This window comes from Pirellulimonas nuda (genome assembly GCF_007750855.1).
In the GTDB taxonomy this organism is placed as follows: Bacteria; Planctomycetota; Planctomycetia; order Pirellulales; family Lacipirellulaceae; genus Pirellulimonas; species Pirellulimonas nuda.
Genome location: NZ_CP036291.1, coordinates 185,022 through 207,583 on the forward strand (window position 1 = coordinate 185,022; position 22,562 = coordinate 207,583).

Annotated in this window: 15 protein-coding genes; 7 read left to right on the plus strand and 8 right to left on the minus strand. The window is 66.6% G+C overall.

Annotated features, from left to right (window positions below):
• Nucleotides 1-848: 848 nt before the first annotated feature.
• The 6 genes from Pla175_RS00740 to Pla175_RS00765 form a co-directional block, all read right to left on the minus strand.
• Nucleotides 849-1,418, minus strand: coding sequence for a hypothetical protein (locus Pla175_RS00740; protein WP_145280338.1), 570 nt, complete (start codon nt 1,416-1,418; stop codon nt 849-851).
• Between the two features lie 274 nt (nt 1,419-1,692).
• Nucleotides 1,693-2,292 (minus strand): hypothetical protein, encoded by a 600-nt coding sequence (locus Pla175_RS00745; protein ID WP_145280340.1) that lies wholly within the window; start codon nt 2,290-2,292, stop codon nt 1,693-1,695.
• Between the two features lie 165 nt (nt 2,293-2,457).
• On the minus strand, nt 2,458-2,754 hold the full coding sequence (locus Pla175_RS00750; protein ID WP_231954103.1) for a hypothetical protein: 297 nt from the start codon (nt 2,752-2,754) through the stop codon (nt 2,458-2,460).
• 223 nt (nt 2,755-2,977) lie between these two features.
• Nucleotides 2,978-5,179 (minus strand): FdhF/YdeP family oxidoreductase, encoded by a 2,202-nt coding sequence (locus Pla175_RS00755; protein WP_145280344.1) that lies wholly within the window; start codon nt 5,177-5,179, stop codon nt 2,978-2,980.
• Between the two features lie 204 nt (nt 5,180-5,383).
• The gene (locus Pla175_RS00760; protein WP_145280346.1) at nt 5,384-6,664 is read right to left on the minus strand and encodes a dicarboxylate/amino acid:cation symporter; all 1,281 of its coding nucleotides are present in this window, start codon (nt 6,662-6,664) and stop codon (nt 5,384-5,386) included.
• 202 nt (nt 6,665-6,866) lie between these two features.
• Nucleotides 6,867-7,769 carry a cation diffusion facilitator family transporter gene (locus tag Pla175_RS00765; protein WP_145280348.1) on the minus strand — a complete coding sequence of 301 codons (903 nt, stop codon included), beginning with the start codon at nt 7,767-7,769 and terminating at the stop codon, nt 6,867-6,869.
• A 274-nt stretch (nt 7,770-8,043) separates the two neighbouring features.
• Between Pla175_RS00765 and Pla175_RS00770 the strand changes: the two genes are divergently transcribed.
• The 4 genes from Pla175_RS00770 (at nt 8,044) to Pla175_RS00785 (ending at nt 13,863) form a co-directional block, all read left to right on the plus strand.
• Nucleotides 8,044-10,257, plus strand: coding sequence for a tetratricopeptide repeat protein (locus Pla175_RS00770; RefSeq protein ID WP_197527179.1), 2,214 nt, complete (start codon nt 8,044-8,046; stop codon nt 10,255-10,257).
• Nucleotides 10,258-10,457: 200 nt separating this feature from the next.
• Nucleotides 10,458-11,255: a segregation and condensation protein A gene (locus Pla175_RS00775; protein ID WP_197527180.1), complete on the plus strand. Its 798-nt coding sequence runs from the start codon at nt 10,458-10,460 to the stop codon at nt 11,253-11,255.
• A gap of 227 nt (nt 11,256-11,482) precedes the next feature.
• On the plus strand, nt 11,483-12,238 hold the full coding sequence (locus tag Pla175_RS00780) for a glycosyltransferase family 2 protein (protein WP_145280354.1): 756 nt from the start codon (nt 11,483-11,485) through the stop codon (nt 12,236-12,238).
• Complete coding sequence (locus tag Pla175_RS00785; protein ID WP_145280356.1) at nt 12,235-13,863, plus strand: hypothetical protein; 1,629 nt, start codon at nt 12,235-12,237, stop codon at nt 13,861-13,863. Before Pla175_RS00780 ends, Pla175_RS00785 begins: the two co-directional genes overlap by 4 nt.
• Nucleotides 13,864-13,967: 104 nt before the next feature.
• Here Pla175_RS00785 and Pla175_RS00790 read toward each other — a convergent pair whose 3' ends face one another.
• Nucleotides 13,968-14,846, minus strand: a complete 879-nt coding sequence (locus Pla175_RS00790) for a hypothetical protein (RefSeq protein ID WP_145280358.1) — start codon at nt 14,844-14,846, stop codon at nt 13,968-13,970.
• 611 nt (nt 14,847-15,457) lie between these two features.
• On the opposite strand from Pla175_RS00790, the gene Pla175_RS00795 reads away from it, so the two are divergent.
• From Pla175_RS00795 to Pla175_RS26945, 3 genes are all read left to right on the plus strand, one after another.
• Nucleotides 15,458-18,574: a vitamin B12-dependent ribonucleotide reductase gene (locus Pla175_RS00795; protein WP_145280360.1), complete on the plus strand. Its 3,117-nt coding sequence runs from the start codon at nt 15,458-15,460 to the stop codon at nt 18,572-18,574.
• A 298-nt stretch (nt 18,575-18,872) separates the two neighbouring features.
• Nucleotides 18,873-19,361, plus strand: a complete 489-nt coding sequence (locus Pla175_RS00800; protein ID WP_145280362.1) for a hypothetical protein — start codon at nt 18,873-18,875, stop codon at nt 19,359-19,361.
• 246 nt (nt 19,362-19,607) lie between these two features.
• Nucleotides 19,608-21,638, plus strand: a complete 2,031-nt coding sequence (locus tag Pla175_RS26945; RefSeq protein WP_391527849.1) for a DUF7453 family protein — start codon at nt 19,608-19,610, stop codon at nt 21,636-21,638.
• 284 nt (nt 21,639-21,922) lie between these two features.
• On the opposite strand, the gene Pla175_RS00810 is transcribed toward Pla175_RS26945, so the two are convergent.
• Nucleotides 21,923-22,450, minus strand: coding sequence for a DUF421 domain-containing protein (locus tag Pla175_RS00810; RefSeq protein WP_145280366.1), 528 nt, complete (start codon nt 22,448-22,450; stop codon nt 21,923-21,925).
• Between the last annotated feature and the right edge of the window lie 112 nt (nt 22,451-22,562).

A 22,562-nucleotide genomic window follows, 5' to 3' on the forward strand; every position in this document is an offset into this window, starting at 1 on the left:
GGCTGCAACTACCTTCGCCTCTCAGTGGCGACCGCCTGGGGGCTCCGGCTTCGCCTGCGACCCCAGGCACCCGGCGACGATTAACCACGGAGTCACGGAGGGCACAGAGACGGACGGAGAAGGAGCCGCCGATGGACGCGGATAGACGCCGATGAACGCGGAGGGTGGCTGGGGTCGGAGGCGTCAGCCGGAGCCCCCAGCAGGGGCTGCAACTACCTTCGCCTCTCAGTCGCGACCGCCTGGGGGCTCCGGCTTCGCCTGCGACCCCAGGCACCCGGCGTGGCGCCATGCTCCACGCTTGCCGCGGGCACGTGCGGCTCGGAAACGTAACCGCCCTGCAGGTGCTGCATGTCCACGCGAGCGTGGACATGGCGCCCGGCTCCATGAGCCAGTGTTGCGGCCGTGGGGTGGGACGACGGACCACCACAGATCCACGGAGGGCACAGAGACGGACGGAGAAGGAACCGCCGATGGACGCGGATAGACGCCGATGAACGCGGAGGGTGGCTGGGGTCGGAGGCGTCAGCCGGAGCCCCCAGCAGGGGCTCGAACCACCCACGCCGCTCAGTGGCGACCGCCTGGGGGCTCCGGCTTCGCCTGCGACCCCAGGCACCCGGCGACGATTAACCACAGTGGCGCGGAGGGCACGAAGACGGACGGAGGAAGGAACCGCCGATGGACGCGGATAGACGCCGATGAACGCGGAGGGTGGCTGGGGTCGGAGACGTCAGCCGGAGCCCCCAGCAGGGGCTCGAACTACCCACGCCTCTCAGTGGCGACCGCCTGGGGGCTCCGGCTTCGCCTGCGACCTCAGGCACTCGGCGCTCCGTTGCATCTGATGGTTCGACTTACTTCGCGTGTTCCGAGGTCGTGTACGGCGACAAACCGTCGATCGTTTTCCAGGCATGCATAAAACTCAGAATGCCGTTGATTGCACCGTCGGGCAATTTCTCAGTCCGCGCAAAATACTCGAATGTGTACGGCGAGGTCCGCACATCGATGTTTAGTTTCGGGGAAGTGATGGAAACGATTTCGACGTCGTCAACGCAAAACGGAATCGCAGCCAACCCATTCAAGTCAATTCCCCGAATCGCGTTGACTATCTCATCGACTTGCGAATCGGTAATCGTCGTGGTTCGCAGCTCTCGCTTCCGTCTGTGATGCGGAGTGTACCAGTTTATGTCTTGCTGTACCGATCCATCGAGGTAGACCGACGTCTCCCACGAAGTAAGATCGTCGGCGAACCCAGGATGAAAATGCGCGCTTACGGCAAGCGAATCCGAATACTGACGCTCCGAAGTGACGCGTTCCATCTGCTTGAAGCATGGCATACAGAGTCCACCCGTTTCCATCGTGGTGGAAAGCAAGATCTCCGCATCGCATTCAGTGCAGCGCGCTTTTTCGATGGTTGGATCCATTCAATTGGGCAAACTTGTTTGTAGAATGACCAACGTAACGCCTGTAGGCTACAAGATGGTCAACGTAACGGGCAGGCGGGCGAACCTCGTAAGTCCGTAGTGCAGGTGGTCCCACCGGCGAGGCGCCCTTGGCCACGGCGAGGTTCTTCAAGGCCGGCGGTTCACCTACCTTTCGGGCCAGCGTTCGGTTGCGTGCTGTGGGCGTTAACGGTAGGTGAATCCGACGGCGTTGGTAAAGGATCCAGTGGCACGCACGACCACCTGTTCTACATGGCTATCGCGCCATACCTGGTTCTTTCGATCGCGGATACGGCGCTTCAACGACAACATTTGGCAGTTCGGATTCTAGCCTCGCGATCCACTCGTCTTCCATCATGTGCTCAATCCGCACTTTCTTCAGTTGCGGAAACTCTTTCAGTATCAGGAAATCTTCTGGGAGCAGATCGGGCATTTCGAACTGGAGATCGTCAATCGGAAGCGATCGTGCGGCCAAGAGCAACTCCTTGGTTCCGTTCGTGCAATAAAATGTCATCGAGGTGACGTTCTTAAGTTTCGAGACGGACGGTGCGTCAGCAGGGTCAATGTCACTCATGAAAAAATCGACATTGGTAACCCGTCGTCGACAGTCTGGATCATTTGCCAGCATGGGAAGAAGTTTGGAATCCATCACAGATGCTCTTGTGCTCCCTCGTTTGACGAGGTCAAACGATTTCTGTCGCCGTTCTGCTTGCTGTCGCTGAGCGTGTAGGTGCGCTTGCTGCCGCGCGGATTTGATCGCGAACGTCAAACCGACGATGGCAATACAGACAATGCTTACAACGACGACGACGCGAAGCATAGGGCTGCGCTTGCGATTGTCCTCAGCGGCGGTCATATCGGATTGCTCGCGAACGATTGGGGTAACGGGGGGCTAGGAGAAGAGCTTGACTTCAGAACCGACTGCGCCGAGGCCTCCCGTTCACAGATTTGTTGCGTGGCGAGTTCTTATCCGGCGTTGTTTCAATTGTCGAGGGGTCGCAAAACCAGTTCCCGCATTCCGTCATAAATCCTGTTCGTCGATGATGTAGATGACGAATTCGTTGGCCAGAGGTTTCTTCCACATGATTCGAAGGCATTTTGGGCACTCGTAAAGCAGGCCGACATTTGAGGCGATTAGCTGCGTGTGCTTTTGATGCGTGTCCGTTGAGAACGGCGTTTGAGTCTCATCGAGTGTTTGGAGTGCAATCTCTGCGTCGAGCACGTCGTCGAACGACGTGTCCGGAATGGTTTGCCAACCATCATCCGGGATCGGCGACAAGTTGTGAACGTATCCGCACGGACAAAGAAGCTTTGGCACTCAATGTTCCTTTAGCCACGTAACTTAGTACTAGCCAGAAAGGTTCTGCATCAGCCCGGTTTACACAACGTTGCTCAAGATAGGCCTCCGGCGCTGGCAGGTCCAGGCAATCTGCTACGGCCTGAAACGCCAATGCACGCTCCGCCCCAAGAACTGCCGCCATCGCCCATCCCTTCCCCCCTCCGCGTCTCTGCGCCTCTGCGAGAGACTTCGTCCGTGCCTCTCACCCCCGCGATAAAGTCACCACCACCCCCTTGAACGCCGGGGTTCGGCTTTGGGGGTCGACCTCGCGGCCTACCAGCACGTTGGCTTCGGGGTAGTACATCGCGGCGTTGCCGGGGCGGAGTTGTTGGAACTCGATGGCCGTGACCAGGTCCATCTTGCCGGCGGGGCCGTGGACGGTGACCTGGTCGCCGGCGGAGTAGCCGAGGCGGCGCAGGTCGTCGGGCGCGATTAAGATCACGCGGCGGCCGTCGACGCCGCGGTACAGGTCGTGGTCTTCGTAGACGACGGTGTTGAACTGCCCCTCGCTGCGGATGGTCATCACGCGCAATTCGCCGGGGGCTTGGCCCTTGAGCTCGGGGAGCGTGTGGGGGTGCAGGCGGGCGCGGCCGTCGGGGGTGGGGAACTTGGGGGTGTGGAAGGTGCGGCCGGGGATCTGGAACTCTTGTTTGGTTTGGGCGATGTCGGCCAGCGATTCGAAGCCGGGGACGATCTTGCCGATGGCGGCTTGCACTTTTCCTGTGTCGCGCATCGCGGGCCAGTCGACCGCGGCAAGGTTCTTGTTGGCGGCTTGGCGTGTGGCGACGCGGGCGGCTAGGTCGGCGATCACTTCGACCTCGCTACGGGGGCCTGCGAGGCGGCGTGGGCCGCCGTCGCTGACGCGGACGTAGTTGAACATCGACTCCTGCGTGGTGGGGTGGGGCTCTTCGTCGCGGGCCAGCACGGGGAGGATCACTGTCTCGCGGGCCAGGCCGTGGGCGTGGCCCGTGTTGAGGGTGGTGCTGAGGTAGGTGATCTGGTCGAGGTTTTCCAGCGCGCGGCGGGCGTACGCGGCGTCGGGGTTCGAGCCGTAGAGGTTGCCCCCTAGGCAGAGGCCGGCGCGGACGCGGCCCGCGATGGCGGCGTCCATGCAGGCCATCGTATCGAGGCCCGGCGTGGTGGGGAGCGTGACCCCCAGGTGCGACTGGAGCCGGTCGAACACCGCCTGCCGGAGCAGCGGCGTGACGCCCATCGAGCCGATCCCTTGCACGTTGGAGTGCCCGCGGATGGGCATCAGCCCCGCGCCGGGGCGGCCGACCATGCCGCGTACGAGCGCCAGGTTGGCGATCGCCTGAACGTTGAGAACGCCGTGGGCGTGGTGGGTGATGCCCATCGTCCAGCTAAAGACGGCGCGTTTGGATGCAGCGTACGCCTGGGCGGCCTGGTCGAGTTGTTCTTTGGGGACGCCGCTCTTGGCGGTGATTTCTTCCCAGGGGGTCGCTTCTAGCGATGCGCGGAGCTCGGGCCACCCGCTGGTGTGCGCGGCGAGGAAGGCTTCGTCTTGGGCGCCGAGCTCGACGACGCGTTTGGCGACGCCGGTCAGCAGCGCTAGGTCGCCGCCGATGTGGGGCTGGACGTACTGGCTGGCGATCTTGCTGCCGAACACCAAGCTCCAGGGGTCGCTGGGGACGCTGAAGTTGACCAGCCCCGTCTCGACCAGCGGGTTGACGACGATCACCTGCCCGCCGCGGCGGCGGACCTGCATCAGCGTGCGCATCAGCCGCGGGTGATTGGACGCGGGGTTGCCGCCGATCACAAACACCAGGTCGGCCGTGTCGAGGTCTTCCAGCGTGATCGTGGCGGTCCCGGAGCCGGTAGCGCTGGTGAGCCCCACGCCGCTGGCTTGGTGGCAGTAGTAGCTGCAGTTGTTCACGTTGTTCGTGCCCAGCAGCCGGGCGAAGAGCTGCAGCAAGAAGCCCGCCTCGTTGCTGCTGCGTCCGCTGAAGTACCAGAAGGTCTCGTCGGCGGGGAGCGACGCGAGCGTGTCCGCTACACGATCGAGCGCCTCGTCCCATCCCAGCGGCGCATAGCGCCCCGACTCGGCAGTGAATAGCACCGGCTCGACGAGCCGGCCCGAATGCTCCAGCTCGCGCGGCGACATGGCGCGCATCTCGCGGGCCGCAAACCGCCCCCAAAACTCGGGCTTGACCGCGCCCTGCATGTCGGCGGCCATGGCTTGCAGCGACTTCTTGCATACCTCGGGGAAGGCGCCCTGCTCGTTGACCATTCCCCCCTTTTGGCCCCCCATCCCCAGGGCGCAGGTCTTGCACGCATTACGGGCGCGCATCGCCTTCCACAGCTTGCGGATGCCGCCTACCTCGCGGGCCTTACGCCACGTGTACCACACCGCGGGCCAGCCGCCGCCGGTTTTGACCTTGCGCATGGGGATGAGCCGGAAGGGTTAACCACGGAGCCACGGAGGGCACAGAGACGGACGGAGAAGAAAGGACGAAAGTAGCCGCCGATACGCGCGGATGAACGCAGATTAGATCTAGAGTAGCAAAAAGTGTTGGGGACGGCCCTGGATCGATGGGCAAGTCACTCTGAGATTCGCAACCCTTAATCCGACATCAGAACTGATCTGCGTTCATCCGCGCTTATCGGCGGCTCCCTTCTCTGCTTCCGTCTCTGTGTCCTCGGTGGCTCTGTGGTGAATCGTCTTGGACTCTCGCTCCCGGCCGTCCAGCAGGCAGCTCACGTTCACGTCTCCCAGCACGTTGATGGTGGTGCGGCAGCGGTCGAGGAACCAGTCTACCGTGAGCAGCAGGGCGATGTGCTCGATGGGGAGGCCCACGGCGCCGAAGACCAGGGTCATGGTCACCAGGCCCGCCTCGGGGATGCCGGCGGCGCCGACCGAGGCGACGATCGACGTGAGCACTACCATCAACTGCTGGAGCGGCGTGAGGTTCATGCCGATGCCTTGCGCGACGAACAGCGCGGCCATCGCCTCGTACAGCGCGGTGCCGTCGTTGTTGAAATTGGCGCCCACTAGGGCGCCCATGCTGGCCGATTCTTCGCGGAGGCCGACCTTGTTCACCAGGCAGTCGTAGGTGACCGGCATCGTGGCGGTGCTGCTGTCGGTGCTGAAGGCCATCACCAGCGCGTCCCGCATGCCCGCCAGCACGTACAGCGGCCGCGGCCAGCTAAACAAGCGGATGCGCACCATGTACCACACGGTTTGCAGCACTAGCGCAATAAGCACCGCCACCACGAAGTAGCCCAGCGACTGGAAGGCCGCGAACCCGCGGACGCCGATCACGTTGGCCACGATACAGAACACGCCGATGGGCACGAGCTGGATGATCCAGTGCAGCATCACCAGCAGCGCCTCGTAGGCGATCTCCACCGCCTCCTGCACGTTGGTGAGCGGCTTCTCCTTGAGCCCGCGGAGGGCGATGCCGAACGCCACGGCGATGATGATCACGCCGATGATGTTCTGCTTGTCGCCCAGCGGGCCGAGGATGCTCTTGGGGACGTTGGCCACCAGCAGCGCGAAGGGGTCGGGGCCTTCTTGTTCGGCGCCTTCGGCCGCGGGGCCGGCCAGGTTGGCGCCCTCGCCGGGCCGCATCAGGTTGGCGACCGACAGGCCGATGACGATCGCGACCGTGGTGTTCAGCAGCAGCAGCCCGCCGAGGCGTGCGGCGGTGCGGCCTTTGATCTCGGAGGTCATCAGCACGTGCGTGACCGCCACCAGGATCAGCGGCGGCGCTAGCGCGCCGAGCAGTTGCAGGATCACCTGGCTAGGGATCTCGAGGAAGGCGGCGCGCTCTCCCAGCAGCATGCCCGCGACGAGGCCCAGCGCCAGCGCGATGAGGATGCGCAGGTAGAGCGGGATGGCGTTCCAGCGGGCGATGGGAGAGGGGCTCATAGGTGGCAGGTCCCGGTAGCGTCGCGCGGTGCTGGTATTTAAGTCTCAATGACCAAGCCTAAATGACCAATCCGCGCAAGCGAGCGCCCTGCGCGGTTTGATCATTTAGGCTTGGTCATCGGTCATTCATTGAGGCTTCGTCATTGGCGGGTCATTCTACACCCCCTTTCGCGCCGCTGCGCCTCCGCGCGAGCCGCTTCGCTCACAGGCAGGCTTCGGCTTGGTCGCACCCCGGGCCGACGCCGTGCTCGATTTGCACCGTCATGTGGTCGATGCCGAAGCGGTCGTGCAGGTCGTGCTTGAGCTGGTGGAGGAAGGGGTCGGTCCGCTCCAGGTCGGGGGTCACCAGGTGGACGGTCAGGGCGTTCTGGGTGGTGCTCATGGCCCAGATGTGCAGGTCGTGGATCGACGCGACGCCGTCGACCTGAGCAAGGAAACGGGCGACCTCGACCGGGTCGATCCCCTGCGGGACGGCCTGGATCGACAGGTTGACCGATTCCTTCAGCAGCCCCCAGGTAGCAAAGAACACCACCGCGGCCACCAGCAGGCTGGTGACGGGGTCGATCCATTGGGCGCCGGTGTACCAGATGGCCAGCCCGGCGATCACGACGCCCAGCGACACCGCGGCGTCGGCCGCCATGTGCAGCAGGGCGCCGCGGAGGTTGAGGTCGTGCTTGCTGCCGGCGACAAACAGCAACGCGGTGACGGTGTTGACGACCACCCCCACCAGGGCCACCACGGCGATGGTGGGCCCGCCGACCGGCGCGGGCGTGATGAGCCGCTGAACGGCCTCGAGCACGATGGCGCCCACGGCTGCCAGCAGGATCAGCGCGTTAAACAGCGCGGCCAGGATGGTGGAGCCCCCCCAGCCGTAGGTGTGGCGGGTGGTGGGGGTGAAGCGGGAGAGGGCGTGCCCCCCCCACGCCAGCAGCAGGCCGACCACGTCGCTGAGGTTGTGCCCGGCGTCTGACAGCAGGGCCAGCGACCCGTTCCAGAAGCCAAACCCCGCCTCCACGGCCACGTACGCCAGGTTCAGCCCAATGCCGATGGCGAACACCCGTCCGTAGTTGACGGTGGTTTGGTGGTGCGAGTGGTTGTGGGCCATGGGGAAGAGTGTAGGTGGTGTGTGGCCGGTGGTCAGTGGTCAGTTGCGGACCGCGTGGGATTGGCGCCTGAACGCTCAACGCTCAACGGGCGACGGGCGACGGCCCAACCACTGCTATCGCCGGCGTGGGGGTTTGGGTGGTGTTTGCCGGTTTTTTCGACGGATTGGGTTAGGCGGGGCGTGCCGGCGTTCCGATAGAGCTTGCAGACGCGGCCCTGCGCCCCCGGCGCGGCGGCCCACGAATACTCCTGAGAACGCTACGGACTTGCCTGTCATGGACGAACTTCTCTGCAAGCGGACCCTCGCCTCCTCGCTGCTCTCGCTGGCCATCGCCGCGGCCTCGGTCGCCTCGGCCGACGACGGGGTGGTGTACGTGGGCGACCTCACCGCCGCCCAGGCCAGCAGCCCCAAGCTGCCGACCCTCGGCGCCCAGAGCCGCCAGGGGGGGGCCCGTCCCACGTTGTTCGCCCAGCCATCGGCCGGCGCGGCCGGGCGGCCGCAGCCGAGCGGGGTTCCGACGCAGCAGCCGCAGCAGGCGGCCGAGGCCAAGCCCAAGGGGCTGTTCGCCCGGCTGGGGTGGTTCGGCAGCGAGCCAGCAGCGCCGCAGCAGCCCGTGCAGATCAGCCCGCGGGTCGACCCGCGGGTGCAGCCCGCCCAGTACACCCGCAACGAACGCTCGCCCGCCGTGCAGACGCGCCGCGGCGACCAGCGGACGGGCCTATTGAGCGGGTTGTTCTCCGACGATTCCGACAAGGCGCCGTCGATGCCCAAGCAGCAGCAGCGGCAGATGCCGCCTTCGATCAGCAAGCAGCAGCTCGCCCACGAGCCGCTGGCGCAGCAGTCGTCTGCGGGACGCCCCTCGGCTTCGCTGGCCGAATCGACCGGTCGCCCCGCGGGGCTGCCGATGCCGATGCCCACCGGCCGACCGGCCGCGAACGCGTCGGCCGACAGCGGCATCGTGTTCGCTTCGGACAGCCCGAAGCCTATCGCGGTTGCTCAGCCGGCCGCAGAGCCCGAGGCGGTGTTCATCACCGACACGCCGGCGCCGGTCGCCCAACGCGCCGCCCAGCCGGCCAGCCAGCCGGAGGCCAAGCCGGCCATCGCCGCGGCGGACCTGCTGCCCAAGCGGCTCTCGCCTCCTAGCTACCTCGACAACACGCCGGCCACTACGGTGAAGGTGGTCTCTCCGACCCAGCCGGCGCCAACCGCCAGCTCGCCGCAGCAGCCCAAGCCGCTGGTGATGGCCCAACCGGCCGCGACGCCCACCGCGCCTACCGGCACGCCGACCGCCGGGGCGATCAACAACGCCTTCGTGCTCAGCCCGCCGCAGGCGACGCTGTCAGAACAGACCCCCCCGGCCCACGTGGCCGTGGCGGCCGCGCCCCAGGCCGGCCCGGTTGTGAAGCCGGCCGACGAGATGCCGGCGCCGCGTGAGTTCAACCGCCCGGCGATCGTGCTCCCCAACCCGGTGGCCGTTCAGGCCCCCGTGCAGCAGCAACCCAGCGACCGCGCCGCGGACCTGCTGACCGAAGCAAACGCCGTGGCCCAGCGTGCGGTGAACGAGGCGGAGCTGACCGAGGTGGTGCAGCGTTGCCGCCACGTGCTGGCGATCGACCACTCCGAGGTCGCGGTGAAGTACAGCAACGAGCTGGCCGCCTGGGCCCTGAACAAGCGGGGCGAGCTGCGGGCCGACGCCGGCCAGGGCGACCTGGCGATGAACGACTTTGAAGACGCTCTGCGGATGGACACGGCCGGGTGGCGGCCGCTGCACAACCGCGGGGTGCTGCTGGCCCAGCAGGGCGCCTACGCCGAGGCGTTCGAGGCCTTCAACCGCACGATCAGCCTCAACAATAACTTCGCCAAGGCGTTCAGCAACCGGGCCGCGTTGTACGTGCAGGCCGGCGACCTTGGCGCCGCGCTGCGTGACTTCCAGCGGGCGATCGAGATCGACCCCGACCTGGCCGTCGCCCACAAGGGGCGCGGACGCGTCTGCCACATGCTGGGGAAGATGGACGAGGCCCTGCAGCACCTCGACGCCGCGATGATGCTCACGCCCGGCGACGCCCAGGTAGCCAGCAGCCGCGCCGACCTGCTGATGGACATGGGGCGCTACGCCCAAGCGATCGAGGGGTACCGCCAGTCGATCGCGCTCGACCAGACGCTGCCCACCCCGTACCGCAACCTGGCGTGGCTCGAGGCGACCTGCCCCGACCCCGCGCACCGCAACGGCGCCGAGGCCGTGGCCCACGCTCAGCGGGCCATCGAGCTGTCGGCCGAAGTAGACGACATCAGCCTCGACACGCTGGCCGCCGCTCAGGCCGCGGCGGGCGACTACGAGGGCGCCGTCCAGACGCTGGGCCAAGCGATCGTGATCGCCCCGGCGGCCGACGCGGAGGGCTACTCCCAGCGGCTGGCCCTCTACAAGTCGGGCCAGTGCTTCACCACCGAACCGGTGGCGCCGGTCAAGACCGCGTCGTACCTGCGGTAGCACCAGAGAGCAGCGACAAGACAGAAGCGTTTTCGCGGCGCCCGCCAAAGGCGGGCTGGGGAGGGGGGATCCGGGGCCCGGTCGCTTGCGACCGGGCCCTTTGTTTTGTTGGTGAGTCGTGAATAGTGAGTAGTGAAATGGGACAACCCCGATCACCCATCCGCCACTCACCCATTACGATTCACCACTCACCCACCACCATGTTCCGCGTCTCCCTCGATTGCTTCCACGGCCCCGTCGACCTGCTGCTGCACCTGGTGCGGCGGCAGGAGCTTGACGTGAACGACGTGCCGATCGCGGGGCTGATCGATCAGTTCCTGGCGCATGTTGAGGTGCTGGAGGTGATCGACATGGAGATGGCGGGCGAGTTCCTCGACCTGGCCAGCGTGCTGATCGAGATCAAGTCGCGCAGCGTGCTGCCGACCGAGGCAGAGTCCGAAGAGCAGCCGATCGAAACGGTGGACGAGGGACGCGCCAACCTGGTCCGCCGGCTGCTGGAGTACCAGAAGTACCGCGAGGCGGCCCGCGAGCTCGAGGCCCGCAGCACGCAGTGGGGCGACCGCTTCGCCCGCCAGGCCAACGACCTGACCGGCCGCACCATCGACCCGGCCGAGCAGCCCATCCACGGCGTCGAGCTGTGGGACCTGGTCAGCGCGCTAGGGCGGGTGATGAAGGCCCGGCTCAAGGCGCCGCAGCCCCACAAGATCGTCTACGACGAAACGCCCATCGAGGCGTTCATGCAACGCATCCACCAGCGGCTGACCGTGCAGCCCTCGCTAGCGTTCGAGTCGCTCTTCCCCGAACGCGTGCACAAATCGACGCTGGTCGGCATGTTCCTTGCAGTGCTTGAGCTCGTGCGCCGCGGCTACGCCCGGGCGACCCAACCAGAACGGTTCGGCGGCATCCACCTCGAGCTGGGAGACGTGCCGCTACCCGAGGGGTTCGCCGGTCCTACGCTTTCGCTAGGTAAGACGCCGGGGCCAGAACCCGTCGAATAGCCCAGCCGCCCCGTGGGAGCCGGCCGCCCCCGAGCGAGCCGGGGCGTCCCCGCCCCCGGCGCGGCGGACCGCGTGTGCCGGTGGTGAGGCCTGTATCGACCCTCCGGGGCCGAGGACGGCCCGGCTCGCACGATACTCCCCCCGAAAAACCCCGCGATTTGACCCTTTGCCCCCGCCACCTAAGATAGGGTGTCCGGGGTCTATTCGATCTGAGGAACCCACCCGCTATGTCGCCCCGCCCACGCTCGCTCACCGCGCTGCCCGTTTTCAACGAAGCGGCCCACGTCTGTAAGGTCCTCGATCAGGTCGTCCGGCACGCCGACGACGTGCTGGTGGTGGACGACGGCTCCACCGACGGCACCAGCGACCTGCTGGCCGCGCGCACCGATGTGCAGGTGGTCCGCCACCCCGAAAACCGCGGCTACGGCGCCGCCCTGCGCAGCGCGTTCTGCCACGCCATGCGCAACGACTACGACGTGGTGGTCACCATCGACTGCGACGGCCAGCACGAGCCGCAGCGGATCCAGTCGCTGATCACTGCTTGCGACGGAGTGGATATCGTCTCGGGCAGCCGGTACCTGGAGACCTTCCACCAAGACACCAAGCCCGCCCCCGCCGACCGCCGGCGGATCAACCAGACCATCACCGCAGAGCTGAACGAGCGGTTGGGCCTGTCGCTCACCGACGCGTTCTGCGGCTTCAAGGCGTACCGGGTCGAGGCGCTGCGCAAGCTGGTGCTGCAAGACGACGGCTACGCGATGCCGCTCGAGTTCTGGGTGCAGGCCGCCGCGGCCGGCCTCAGCATCCGCGAGGTGGCGGTGCCGCTGATCTACCTCGATGAGAAGCGCAGCTTCGGCGGCGCCCTCGACATCGCAGAGCAACGGCTCGCCCACTACCGCGACGTGATCGATCGCGCCCAGGCCCGCGTCGCAGAGCGCCGCGGCCGAGGCCAACGGCAGGCGGCGCCGATGGAAATGTGTTGAGCGGGGCTTACGCGCGTTACCGGGCGCCCAAGGCGTCCGGCGCCACGCTGGTAGAACCGGCCGAGCCGGGCGTAGGCGCATTGCTGCGGCAGAACGCCCGCCGGCTGACGGATGGCGGCGTGCGCATCGCGGGCCGCCCCCTCGCCGAGCTCCGCACCGCAGCCAGACAAGAGCTGCTCGCGACCGCCAATCGCTACACCGCGTCGCTGCTGGGCGAGCCGTCGGCGCCCGTCTCGGCTTCTGGCGCCGGAGCATCGGGCGCACCCTCCGCCGCCAGCGCCCCGCTGATCCTCACCGGCCACCAACCCGGCCCCTGCCACCCCGGCGTCTGGTGGAAGAACTTCGCGCTCGGCGCGCTAAGTCGCAAGACCGGCGCGGTGGGGGTGCACCTGATCATCGACAGCGACCTCGGCGCCGCGCCGACCGTGAACGTGCCGACCGGCGCGATCGCCGACCTGGCGTACCAAGCGGTCCCCTACGACCGCCCCGCGCCGCCGGCGCCGTTCGAGAACCGGCCGATCGAGTCGCGCCAGGTCTGGGACTCCTTTGCTGCCCGCACGGCGGCCACGCTCGGGCCGCTGGTCGAGGGGCCGCTGATCACCCAGTGCTGGCCCGACGCGGTCGCCGCGGCCGCCGACGGGGCGCCCCTGGGCGAGGCGTGGACCCGGCTGCGTGTGCGGCTCGAACGCCGGTGGGGGCTGGAGAACCTCGAGGCGCCCCTGAGCGCGGTGTGCGACGGCCCGGCGATGGCGGCCTTCGCCGCGCACCTGCTGGCCGACGCGCCGCGCTTCCGCGACGCGTACAACGCCGCGCTCGCCCGCTACCGCACCGCGCACAAGCTGCGGAACCGCGCCCACCCCGCCCCCGACCTGGCCGGCGACCTGGCGGGCGACGACCGCTGGACCGAGTCTCCCTTCTGGGTCTGGACCGCGGGCGACCCCGAGCGCCGCGCCGTGTTCTCGCGCCCAGAAGCCGACCGCGTGCTGCTGACCGATCACGCCGGGTGGCGCATCGAGGCGCCGTCAGAACAACTCGCCGCGACGCTGGCCCGGCTGCCGGCCCAGGGGGTGAAGCTGCGTACCCGCGCGCTAACCACCACGCTCTTCGCCCGCCTGCTGCTGTGCGACTTGTTCCTGCACGGCATCGGGGGCGCCAAGTACGACGGCGTGACCGACGACCTGTTCCGCCACTACTTCGGCCTCGAGCCCCCGACCTACCTGACGCTCTCCGCCACGCTGCACCTGCCGATCGGCGCCACAGGTGCCCTCGAGGGCACCACCGAGGCCGACATCGACCGGCGGCTACGCGAGATCGAGTTCCACCCCGAACGCCCCCTGGCCGATCGGCCCGACGCCTCCGACGCCATCGCCCACAAGCTGCGCTGGATCGAGACCGCCAAGACCCCCGCGAACGCGGCCGAGCGGCACCGCGGGATCGTCGCGGCCAATGCGGCGCTGGGCGCGCTTCTGACCGACGAGCGCGAGCGGCTCGAGGCCCAACGCGGACCGGCCCGCGCGCGCGACCGGGCGCGACGGATCGCCCTCTCGCGCGAGCACCCGTACTTCTTGTTCCCGGGTGAAGAGCTGCGAGAAACGCTGACGCGTCTTGCCGACACGGTGTTGTAGGGGGCGATGCAGCGCAGCGCAATCGCACCACGATGCGGTCTCCGTCACGAAAACGTACTCCCCCGCCCGGTGCGATTCCGCTGCGCTTCATCGCACTCTACTGTTTAGCGGACGACGGCGCCCCCCGCGTCGATGCGCAGGTTGCGGTAGGCCTCGAGGACCTCGGGCGCGGCGGCCCCCGACGGGTCGGCGAGAGGCGTCTCGCCGACGGTCCAGGGCAGGGGTTCGCTCGGCCAGAGGTCGTCCTCTTCCTGCGTGAGCGCGGGCGCCGGCGCGATGGCGACCGAGTCGCCGCAGTAGGGGTGGCGCGGCACTTTGCGCGACGTGAGGAACGAGAGGCCGCAGTTCCAACCGAACGCATCGCCGCTGCCGCCGCCGGTCGACACGCTGGCGATGTACGTCGCCGAGCCGGTCAGGCGGACGTGTGGCGTGAGCCAGAAGTGGACGCCCGCTTCGGGCAACGCAGCGAAGACCAGGTCGGCGTTCTCGGTCGGCTCGTCCGGTTCATCCATGAAGGGGCTTGAGTAACGGTCGTCGTCGTTCGATGAGAATAGAGTTGTCGGAGTAAAACCCGCATAACCGCCGACGCCGACGAAAGGCGCCAGGCGTGTTGGTGACTGCAACCTGAGGCCCCCTTCAATACCGATCGAGATCGACTCGGAGGTCGTGTCAATCAGCCCAGCCAGGCCGTAGTGACCCTCGTACCAAGGCATAGGGCCGTACTCGAACTTGCCGAAGCTGACACCCACCGCGCCGGTGTCGATGGGACCTAAGACGTTCGTGTAGACCCCCTCCTTGCCGGCCACGTAACGCGCGTCGACCGCCTGCTTGGCCATCTGCACCGGCCGGTCGCTGTGGTCGGGGTACTTGCGGGCGTAGTCGGGGTCGGTCCGCGCCCAACGCGACCCGTGGCAGCCCGTCGCGGCCAGCGCAACGGCCGCTAGCATCGCGACACGGCGGCGGACGCGGGGGGCGGGCGACATGGGGTAGGCATTACCAAACCGCGGCGGTCCCGACCAGCGGGCTTTCCACGCCCGTGTGAGCCGGGGTGTCCCCACCCCCGGCGCGGGGGGAGGGAGTTTGGCCGGGTCGGTCGCACGGCGACGCGCCGGGGGCGAGGACGCCCCGGCTCACGAGTCTAGGACCGGCAAACGAAAAGCTGAACGCTGATCGCTGAAAGCTGACCGCCCGCGTCGCGAGGCGTAACTCATGACCTGCTAGCACGTTACGTTCTACGCCGAAGCTTCACATTTCGTACGCGGGTTCTTCGCACTTTCCACAACCTGTTGTGTGCTAGCGACTTACGAAATACCATGAATAGCATTGACAGGGCTGTCTAGAAGCGTAAGATTTGCCCCTCAGCGACCCAAATGTTGTAGTCCAATGGGCATCGGCTACAATATCTAGTGTCGCCTCGGGGCCTAATTCCGGCTTTTGGCCCGGTTTCGGGTGGCCCGAACAACATGTAGCGGTAGTGATCAGCTGCGAGCGCACGGCCCTCCCGGACCGATACGCACTACAGCGATAGATATACGGATGTATATCTGTCAACATGGAATGGATGCCCGTTCTCGTTCATCAACAGGAGGTTGCGATGTCTTCCCCATCTTCTACCGCTGCGCCCCAATCCACCAACGCCGTGGGTTCGGCCAACGGCTCTCACGCTAAGGCGTCTATGACCACCGCTGGCAAGCCGGCCAAGCGTTTCCGCGGCCGGCTGAAGATCGACGCCACGTTCTGCCCGCCAGAGTCGGGTGAGGGCGCTGTCGCCGACCCGTTCGACACCGTGAACTGGGACATCCGCACCTCGCAGATCAAGGGCGAGAACGGCGACGTGCTGTTCGAGCAGACCAACTGCGAAGTGCCGACGTTCTGGAGCCAACTGGCCACCAACGTCATCTGCAGCAAGTACTTTTACGGCGAGGTGGGCTCCGAGCAGCGCGAGTACAGCGTCCGCCAGCTCGTGCACCGCGTGAGCCGCACGATTTCCGACTGGGGGCTGGAGGACGGCTACTTCGCCACGCCGGCCGACGGCGAGCGGTTCTACCGCGACCTCACCTGGTTGTGCCTGCACCAGCACGGGGCGTTCAACTCGCCGGTGTGGTTCAACGTCGGCCTGTACCACCAGTACGGCGTGACCGGCGACTCGTGCAACTGGCGCTGGGACCCCGTGGCCCAAGAGGTCTGCCAGCCGGAGAACCCGTACGAGTTCCCCCAGGGTTCGGCGTGCTTCATCCAGCGCGTCGGGGACAACATGGAAGACATCATGCGCCTGGCGACCAGCGAGGCGATGCTGTTCAAGTTCGGCTCCGGCACCGGCACCGACGTCTCCACGCTGCGTAGCCGCAGAGAGAAGCTCTCCGGCGGCGGCGTCCCCTCCGGGCCGCTGTCGTTCATGCGCGTGTACGACCAGATCGCCGCGGTGGTGAAGAGCGGCGGCAAGACCCGCCGCGCCGCCAAGATGCAGTCCATCAAGGTCTGGCACCCCGACGTGATGGAGTTCATCGAGTGCAAGTGGCGTGAGGAGCAGAAGGCCCAGACGCTGATCGCCAGCGGCAAGTACGAGGCCAACTTCAACGGCGAAGCCTACAGCTCCGTCATGTTCCAGAACGCCAACCTCAGCATCCGCCTGACCGACGACTTCATGGCCGCCTTCGACGCGGACGCCGACTGGACCACCCACTGGGTGACCGACGCCAGCGTCCCCGGCCCCACCTACAAGGCCCGCGACGTGATGGCCCGCATGGCCGACTGCGCCTGGCACTGCGGCGACCCCGGCGTGCAGTACGACACCACCATCAACCGCTGGCACACCTGCCCGGAAAGCGGACGCATCAACGCGTCGAACCCGTGCAGCGAGTACATGTTCCTCGACGACACGGCCTGCAACCTCTCCAGCATCAACCTGATGAAGTTCCGTCAGGCGGACGGCACGTTCGACCACGAGCGCTTCCAGGCGGCCTGCCGGGTGTTCTTCATCGCCCAGGAGATCCTGGTCGACCACGCCAGCTACCCCACGCCGGACATCGCCCGCAACAGCCACCGCTTCCGCCCGCTGGGCCTGGGCTACGCCAACCTGGGCAGCCTGCTGATGTCTAGCGGCCTGCCCTACGACTCCGACGAGGGCCGCGGCGTGTGCGGCGCCATCACCTCGCTGCTGCACGGCGCCGCCAACCTCACCAGCGCCGAGCTGAGTGAGGCGGTCGGGCCGTTCGACGCCTACGAGCAGAACGCGGAGCCCATGGGCCGCGTGATGCAGATGCACCGCGACGCGGTGGAGCACATCCACGAGTCGTGCCCCACCGACCTGGTAGACGCCGCCCGACGCACCTGGGACGAGGTGCTGGCCGCCGGCGCCGCGCACGGCTACCGCAACGCCCAGGCCACGGTGCTGGCGCCCACCGGCACCATCAGCTTCATGATGGACTGCGACACCACCGGCATCGAGCCGGACATCGCCCTGGTGAAGTACAAGCAGCTCGCCGGCGGCGGCATGCTGAAGATCGTCAACCGCACCGTGCCGCTGGCGCTGCAGACCCTCGGCTACGACCAACCGGAGATCGAGTCGATCCTGTCGGCCATCGACCGCGACGACACCATCGAGGGCGCCGCGGACCTCAAGCCGGAGCACCTGCCGGTGTTCGACTGTGCGTTCACCCCCGCGGCCGGCACCCGCAGCATCCGCTGGAAGGCGCACATCACCATGATGGCGGCCGCGCAGCCGTTCCTGTCGGGCGCCATCTCGAAGACGGTGAACATGCCGCGCGACACCACGCCGGAAGAGATCTCCCAGGCGTACTACGACGGCTGGAAGCTCGGCCTGAAGGCGCTGGCCATCTACCGCGACGGCTCGAAGGACTCGCAGCCGCTGAACACCAAGAAGGGCGAGGGCAAGGGCGCCGGGCAGATGCCCGAAGCAACGGTCTCTCGCCCCCGCCGCGAACGCCTGCCCGACACGCGCAACAGCATCACGCACAAGTTCAGCGTGAGCGGGCACGAGGGCTACTTCACCGTGGGCCTCTTCCCGGACGGACGCCCCGGCGAGCTGTTCATCTCCATGGCCAAGGAAGGGAGCACCATCGGCGGCCTGATGGACGCGCTGGGCACCAGCGTCTCGATGAGCCTGCAGTACGGCGTCCCCCTGGCGGACTACGTGCGGAAGTTCAGCCACGTGCGGTTCGAGCCGCAGGGATTCACCAAGAACCCCGACATCCGCATCGCCAAGAGCCTGATCGACTACATCTTCCGCTGGCTGGGGATCCACTTCCTGCCCGGCTACAAGGAGGCGAGCGAAGGCAAGCTCACCGGCTACGGCCAGCTATCCCCCGAGACCGATTCTGACGAGACAGACACCGCGCCCGTCGCCAAGAAGGCCGGCGGGCAGGTCACCCAACGGCCCACGGACAAGGGACAAGACGCCAAACCGGCCGCCCAGACGGCCAGCAAGCCCAACGGCAGCCACCTGAACGGCCACGTCAACGGCAACGGCAACGCCAACGGCGCCAAGCCGCGGTTCGACGCGAAGCTGCTGGAGCAGGCGGGCGTGATGGCGCCGACGAACGACGATGGCCACCCGCACGGCACGCGCGGCGAGCAGTTCGCCGGCTTCCAGGCAGACGCCCCGCCGTGCGACGTGTGCGGCGAGATCACCGTCCGCAACGGCAACTGCTACCTGTGCCACAACTGCGGAGCGAGCATGGGGTGTAGCTAAAGAAAGCTGTCAGCGGTCAGCGGTCAGCGAGTTGACCGCAAAAAAGCTGACCGCTGAAAGCTGATAGCTGAAAGCTTCTTTGTGCTGCCGGTCGCATGAAGCTTAGGGTGACGAGCCCGCTGGCAGCGCCTTTTTTTCAAACCGATGGGGGTCGAGGCGCCAACCGCGCCCCGGCCCCTCCACCCGACGCCCCGCCGGCCGGCCCCCTCCCGCTGCCGGTGGGGCGTTCGTGGTTTGAGTTGGTAGAGCCGACTTCGCCTGACAGCCCCGCCGAACTTCCACCCAACACGAGTCACCCATGCGGTCATCCGCCGCGGCGCTGCTCGCCCTTTCCCTTCTCGCCGCCACGGCGACGGCCGACGAGCCGGTGAGCCTGCTGCAAACGGTGTCGCAGTGGCGCTACCCCGATGCCAAGATCAACGGCGCCAAGATGGCCGACGCCGCCACCGTGAACGGCGCCGGCGATCGCACCACGCCGTCAATCATGTGCAGCACGACGATGACCACCCCCGACCCGGTCGCCAAGGTGCTCGCCTTCTACCACACCCTGCTGACGCCGGCCCCCGAAGACGAACCGGCCGACGCAGAACCCGAAGACGCGGAACCAGCCGAGGCCGACCCCCAAGAGGGCCGATCGGTCCTCTTCTCCGACGAGTCGGAGGGCCGCCCGTTCGCGATGCACACGATCCTGGTCAACACCGCGACGACGTCGACCACGCTGATCGTCACCCGCGGCGTTGATGAGGAGGAGACGCGGATTACTTGGAAACGCTACGTGCGGTTTTGAGGGGGAAGGCGTCAGGCTATCTTTTCACCTACGGCGGATGCCATGTTCCACGCTCGCATGGACAGGTGACGTCCGGCAGTACCGTCCCAACTACACCGCGATGCCCATGCAAGCGTGGAACATGGCGCCGGGCCGGGCTAAGCAGCATCACAAAACTGGCAAGGATACGCGCCGGGGTCTAAACTGAATCCCTCGGCGCGAACACGCCCTCAAACAGCGCCGTCTCGGCCAGCATTGCGGTGATTGATGCGTAGACCAGCCAACGCTCGTTCCAATAAGAATCAGCCCCGCCCCAGCGTGTGGGTTCGGTGGGGGCGTTGGTTTGCTCACTATGCCGCGGCCATCACGCTGGCGAGTGTGGCCGCGGATCACGCGGGAGCGGTTACGTACAACACAATCGCGCTGAGCGGTGCGGAGGGGAGCGCGCTCGGCCTCGGGCCAGCTGTGGAAGCCGACGTCCACTTCAATAGGTTCCCCTTCGGCGCTCTCTTGAATGCGGCGGGCGATGTCACCTACTACGCCGATCTGGAAGGGCCGGGCGTCGGGACCTCCAACAATTCCGGCCTCTGGGTCAGCAGTGGGAGCGGCCCCACCGCGTTCGCCCGCGAAGGCGCCGCTGGGCCGGGGCCGAATCTCGGTGATGGGAGTTACTACGGCGCCATCCTCGGGCCCTATCAGTTCGGAGATACTGTGAGTTTCCGAGGACTGTTGAGCGGACCTCAGGTGACCTCATCGAACAATTCGACCATCCTGTCTTACGCCGAAGGCAACACATCGTTAGTGCTGCGCGGGCGCCAGCCTCTCCCAACTGGCAGTTACGACTACCCCAACGTGAGTATCCAGAACCACGGCGCGAGTTCGAGTGGAACGGTCGTTGTTCACGCACGACTGACAGAAGTCAGATACGGACCAAGCGTCTCTAGCATCCTTGCCGGCACAGACGCCAATCTTGCTGTTGTCGCAGGTACCGGAATGGAAGGACCGGGGCCGAATGTGGGTGAGGGAGCAGACTTCTACGCCTTCACGCCAAGTGGAACTTCATCGAGCAGTTCTGTTCCTGCGATCAACGCAGCAGGCGAGGTGGCGTTCTTCGGCTGGTTGTCCGGCACAGCGATCAACAACTCGAACAACAGTGGCATCTGGTCGAATGTTGGAGGATCGCTTTTCGCCGTAGCGCGAGAAGGCGCGGCCGGACCCGGGCCGGGTGTTGGCTCCGACGTGTATTTTGGAAATATCTTTGGCGGCCCCGCCCTCAGCGATGAGGGTAGCGTTGTGTTCTCAGCGAAGCTCACCGGCGCCGGCGTGAACTCGACCAACGATACGGGCATCTGGGTCCACCGCGACGGGGCGTTGTCCCCGGTGGCGCGGACGGGCGCCGAGGGAACCACCGCCGGGTACGGCCCTACCCTTGGTCCGGATGTCCATTTCCGCACGGGATTTTCCGACCTCTTCTCTCCGTCTGTCAACGCGACCGGCGACATGGTCTTCGGCTCGTACGTCACCGGCGCCGGGGTCGACGCTTCGAACAACGTCGGGATCTGGGAATCAACTCCTGAAGGGCTCTCGCTTGTAGCGCGAGCCGGCACCGACGGACCGGGGCCCAACCTGGGGCCCGGGATTCATTTTCGCCACCTTTGGACCTCAGCCATGAACAACCACGGAGACGTTGTCTTTGGCGGGTTGCTTGCTACTTCAATGCAGGTCGACAGCACCAACAATAAGGGGCTGTGGGCGTCGATCGATGGCCTGATCATTCCGATCCTTCGCAGCGGCGACGTCTTCGATGTTGATCCGGGCAACGGAGAAGACCTGCGGACGATTTCTGACGTCGACTTTGGAGGCGGGTTGCCGGGTACGACATCTTTCACGGATTCGGGTCTCATCGCGCTCATCCTCACCTTCACCGACGGCAGCAGCGGCATCTTCACCGCCCAACTCCCCGGCGTCGCCCCCATTGGCGGCGACTACAACGGCGACGGCATGATCGACGCCGCCGACTACACCGTGTGGCGCGACACCCAGGGGGCGAGCGGCGTGGGCCTGGTTGCGGACGCCAACGGCGACCTAGTCATCGACGCATTCGACTACCTCACCTGGAGGAACAACTTCGGCCAACCCGCGGTGAGTGAAACGAGCGTCTCGGATGGGGCCGCGGTCCCCGAACCCACCGCCGTGCTGCTAGCCTTGCTGGCCGGCGTTGCGATGTGGGCGGCTCCGAGATTGCATGATCCTGGCGAAAGCCCCGTGGCTTCACGGCCGCCCGCCGCCCCATGCTGAAGTAACGTAGGGTAGGTGGTTCCGCCGGCCAGCAACGCCGCCACCGTGACCCCTATGCTCCGGCGGGTTCACCTACCTTCAACGCCGACCTATGATGAACACCCGCCGCCAACGGCAAAGGTAGGTGAACCTGCCGGCGGACGGGCCTGGCTAGACATCTTCGGCGCCCGCGCGTCACACGGTGGCGGGAGATCGTGGTCGAAGTTGATGCCGGCTAGCCGGGCTGCGGGCGCCATGCCGGCGTTGGCATGCGTCGCTCGGTAGTGGTTTCCCCCCTTCAGGTCTCATGCCCCCGTTTCGTGGGCGCCGTGCAGGACCCCTTCGAGTATCTCGGGGTCGAGGTCCCCGGTGTCGCTGTGCAGCACCGAGATGTCTCCGGTGGTCTCAAAGACCACGGCCAGCACGTCGTCAACCTTGCAGGCGTTCGCCTCGCGGAGCTTTGCGAAGAGGTCCGCTCGGGTCACGTGGGCTTGCTGCATATTGGCGTCGATGATCTTTCCGTGACGCATGAGCAGCAGGGGCTGATTGTCGATCACGTCGCTCGCCCAGGGCGCGTTCTTGCGCACGACCGCGATCATGAGCTGGCCGCTGAACAGGGTGGCGATCGCGACCAGCCCCGGGATCAATTGCTTGTCGGGAGAAACAGCGGTCGAAGCGAACAGCGACCCTACCGCCACGGTCATCGCGAAGTCGGACGCGGACATCTTGGAGAAGCTGCGCAGCCCCGCCAGCCGGGTGCACAGCAGGACGACCGCGTAGACGAGCGCGCTCGACCCCACTACGGCTGCGATATATCCGGCCGACAGCGTCATCTCCGCTCCTAGGCTTGTTGGTCGCCTGGTTGGGGGCCGCTCCGGCTAGGGACCCCGTGGCCGATTCCCTAGGCGCCCTCCCGCCGCCGCCGGCGGGAGGGGTCGCTCGGGG

Bases quoted from the DNA above. Each gene is read 5' to 3' on its own strand.
- Pla175_RS00740 (WP_145280338.1), bottom strand. From the start codon at position 1,418: ATGGATCCAACCATCGAAAAAGCGCGCTGCACTGAATGCGATGCGGAG.
- Pla175_RS00745 (WP_145280340.1), bottom strand. From the start codon at position 2,292: ATGACCGCCGCTGAGGACAATCGCAAGCGCAGCCCTATGCTTCGCGTC.
- Pla175_RS00755 (WP_145280344.1), bottom strand. From the start codon at position 5,179: ATGCGCAAGGTCAAAACCGGCGGCGGCTGGCCCGCGGTGTGGTACACG.
- Pla175_RS00760 (WP_145280346.1), bottom strand. From the start codon at position 6,664: ATGAGCCCCTCTCCCATCGCCCGCTGGAACGCCATCCCGCTCTACCTG.
- Pla175_RS00765 (WP_145280348.1), bottom strand. From the start codon at position 7,769: ATGGCCCACAACCACTCGCACCACCAAACCACCGTCAACTACGGACGG.
- Pla175_RS00770 (WP_197527179.1), top strand. From the start codon at position 8,044: ATGGACGAACTTCTCTGCAAGCGGACCCTCGCCTCCTCGCTGCTCTCG.
- Pla175_RS00775 (WP_197527180.1), top strand. From the start codon at position 10,458: ATGTTCCGCGTCTCCCTCGATTGCTTCCACGGCCCCGTCGACCTGCTG.
- Pla175_RS00780 (WP_145280354.1), top strand. From the start codon at position 11,483: ATGTCGCCCCGCCCACGCTCGCTCACCGCGCTGCCCGTTTTCAACGAA.
- Pla175_RS00790 (WP_145280358.1), bottom strand. From the start codon at position 14,846: ATGTCGCCCGCCCCCCGCGTCCGCCGCCGTGTCGCGATGCTAGCGGCC.
- Pla175_RS00795 (WP_145280360.1), top strand. From the start codon at position 15,458: ATGTCTTCCCCATCTTCTACCGCTGCGCCCCAATCCACCAACGCCGTG.
- Pla175_RS00800 (WP_145280362.1), top strand. From the start codon at position 18,873: ATGCGGTCATCCGCCGCGGCGCTGCTCGCCCTTTCCCTTCTCGCCGCC.
- Pla175_RS26945 (WP_391527849.1), top strand. From the start codon at position 19,608: ATGCGTAGACCAGCCAACGCTCGTTCCAATAAGAATCAGCCCCGCCCC.
- Pla175_RS00810 (WP_145280366.1), bottom strand. From the start codon at position 22,450: ATGACGCTGTCGGCCGGATATATCGCAGCCGTAGTGGGGTCGAGCGCG.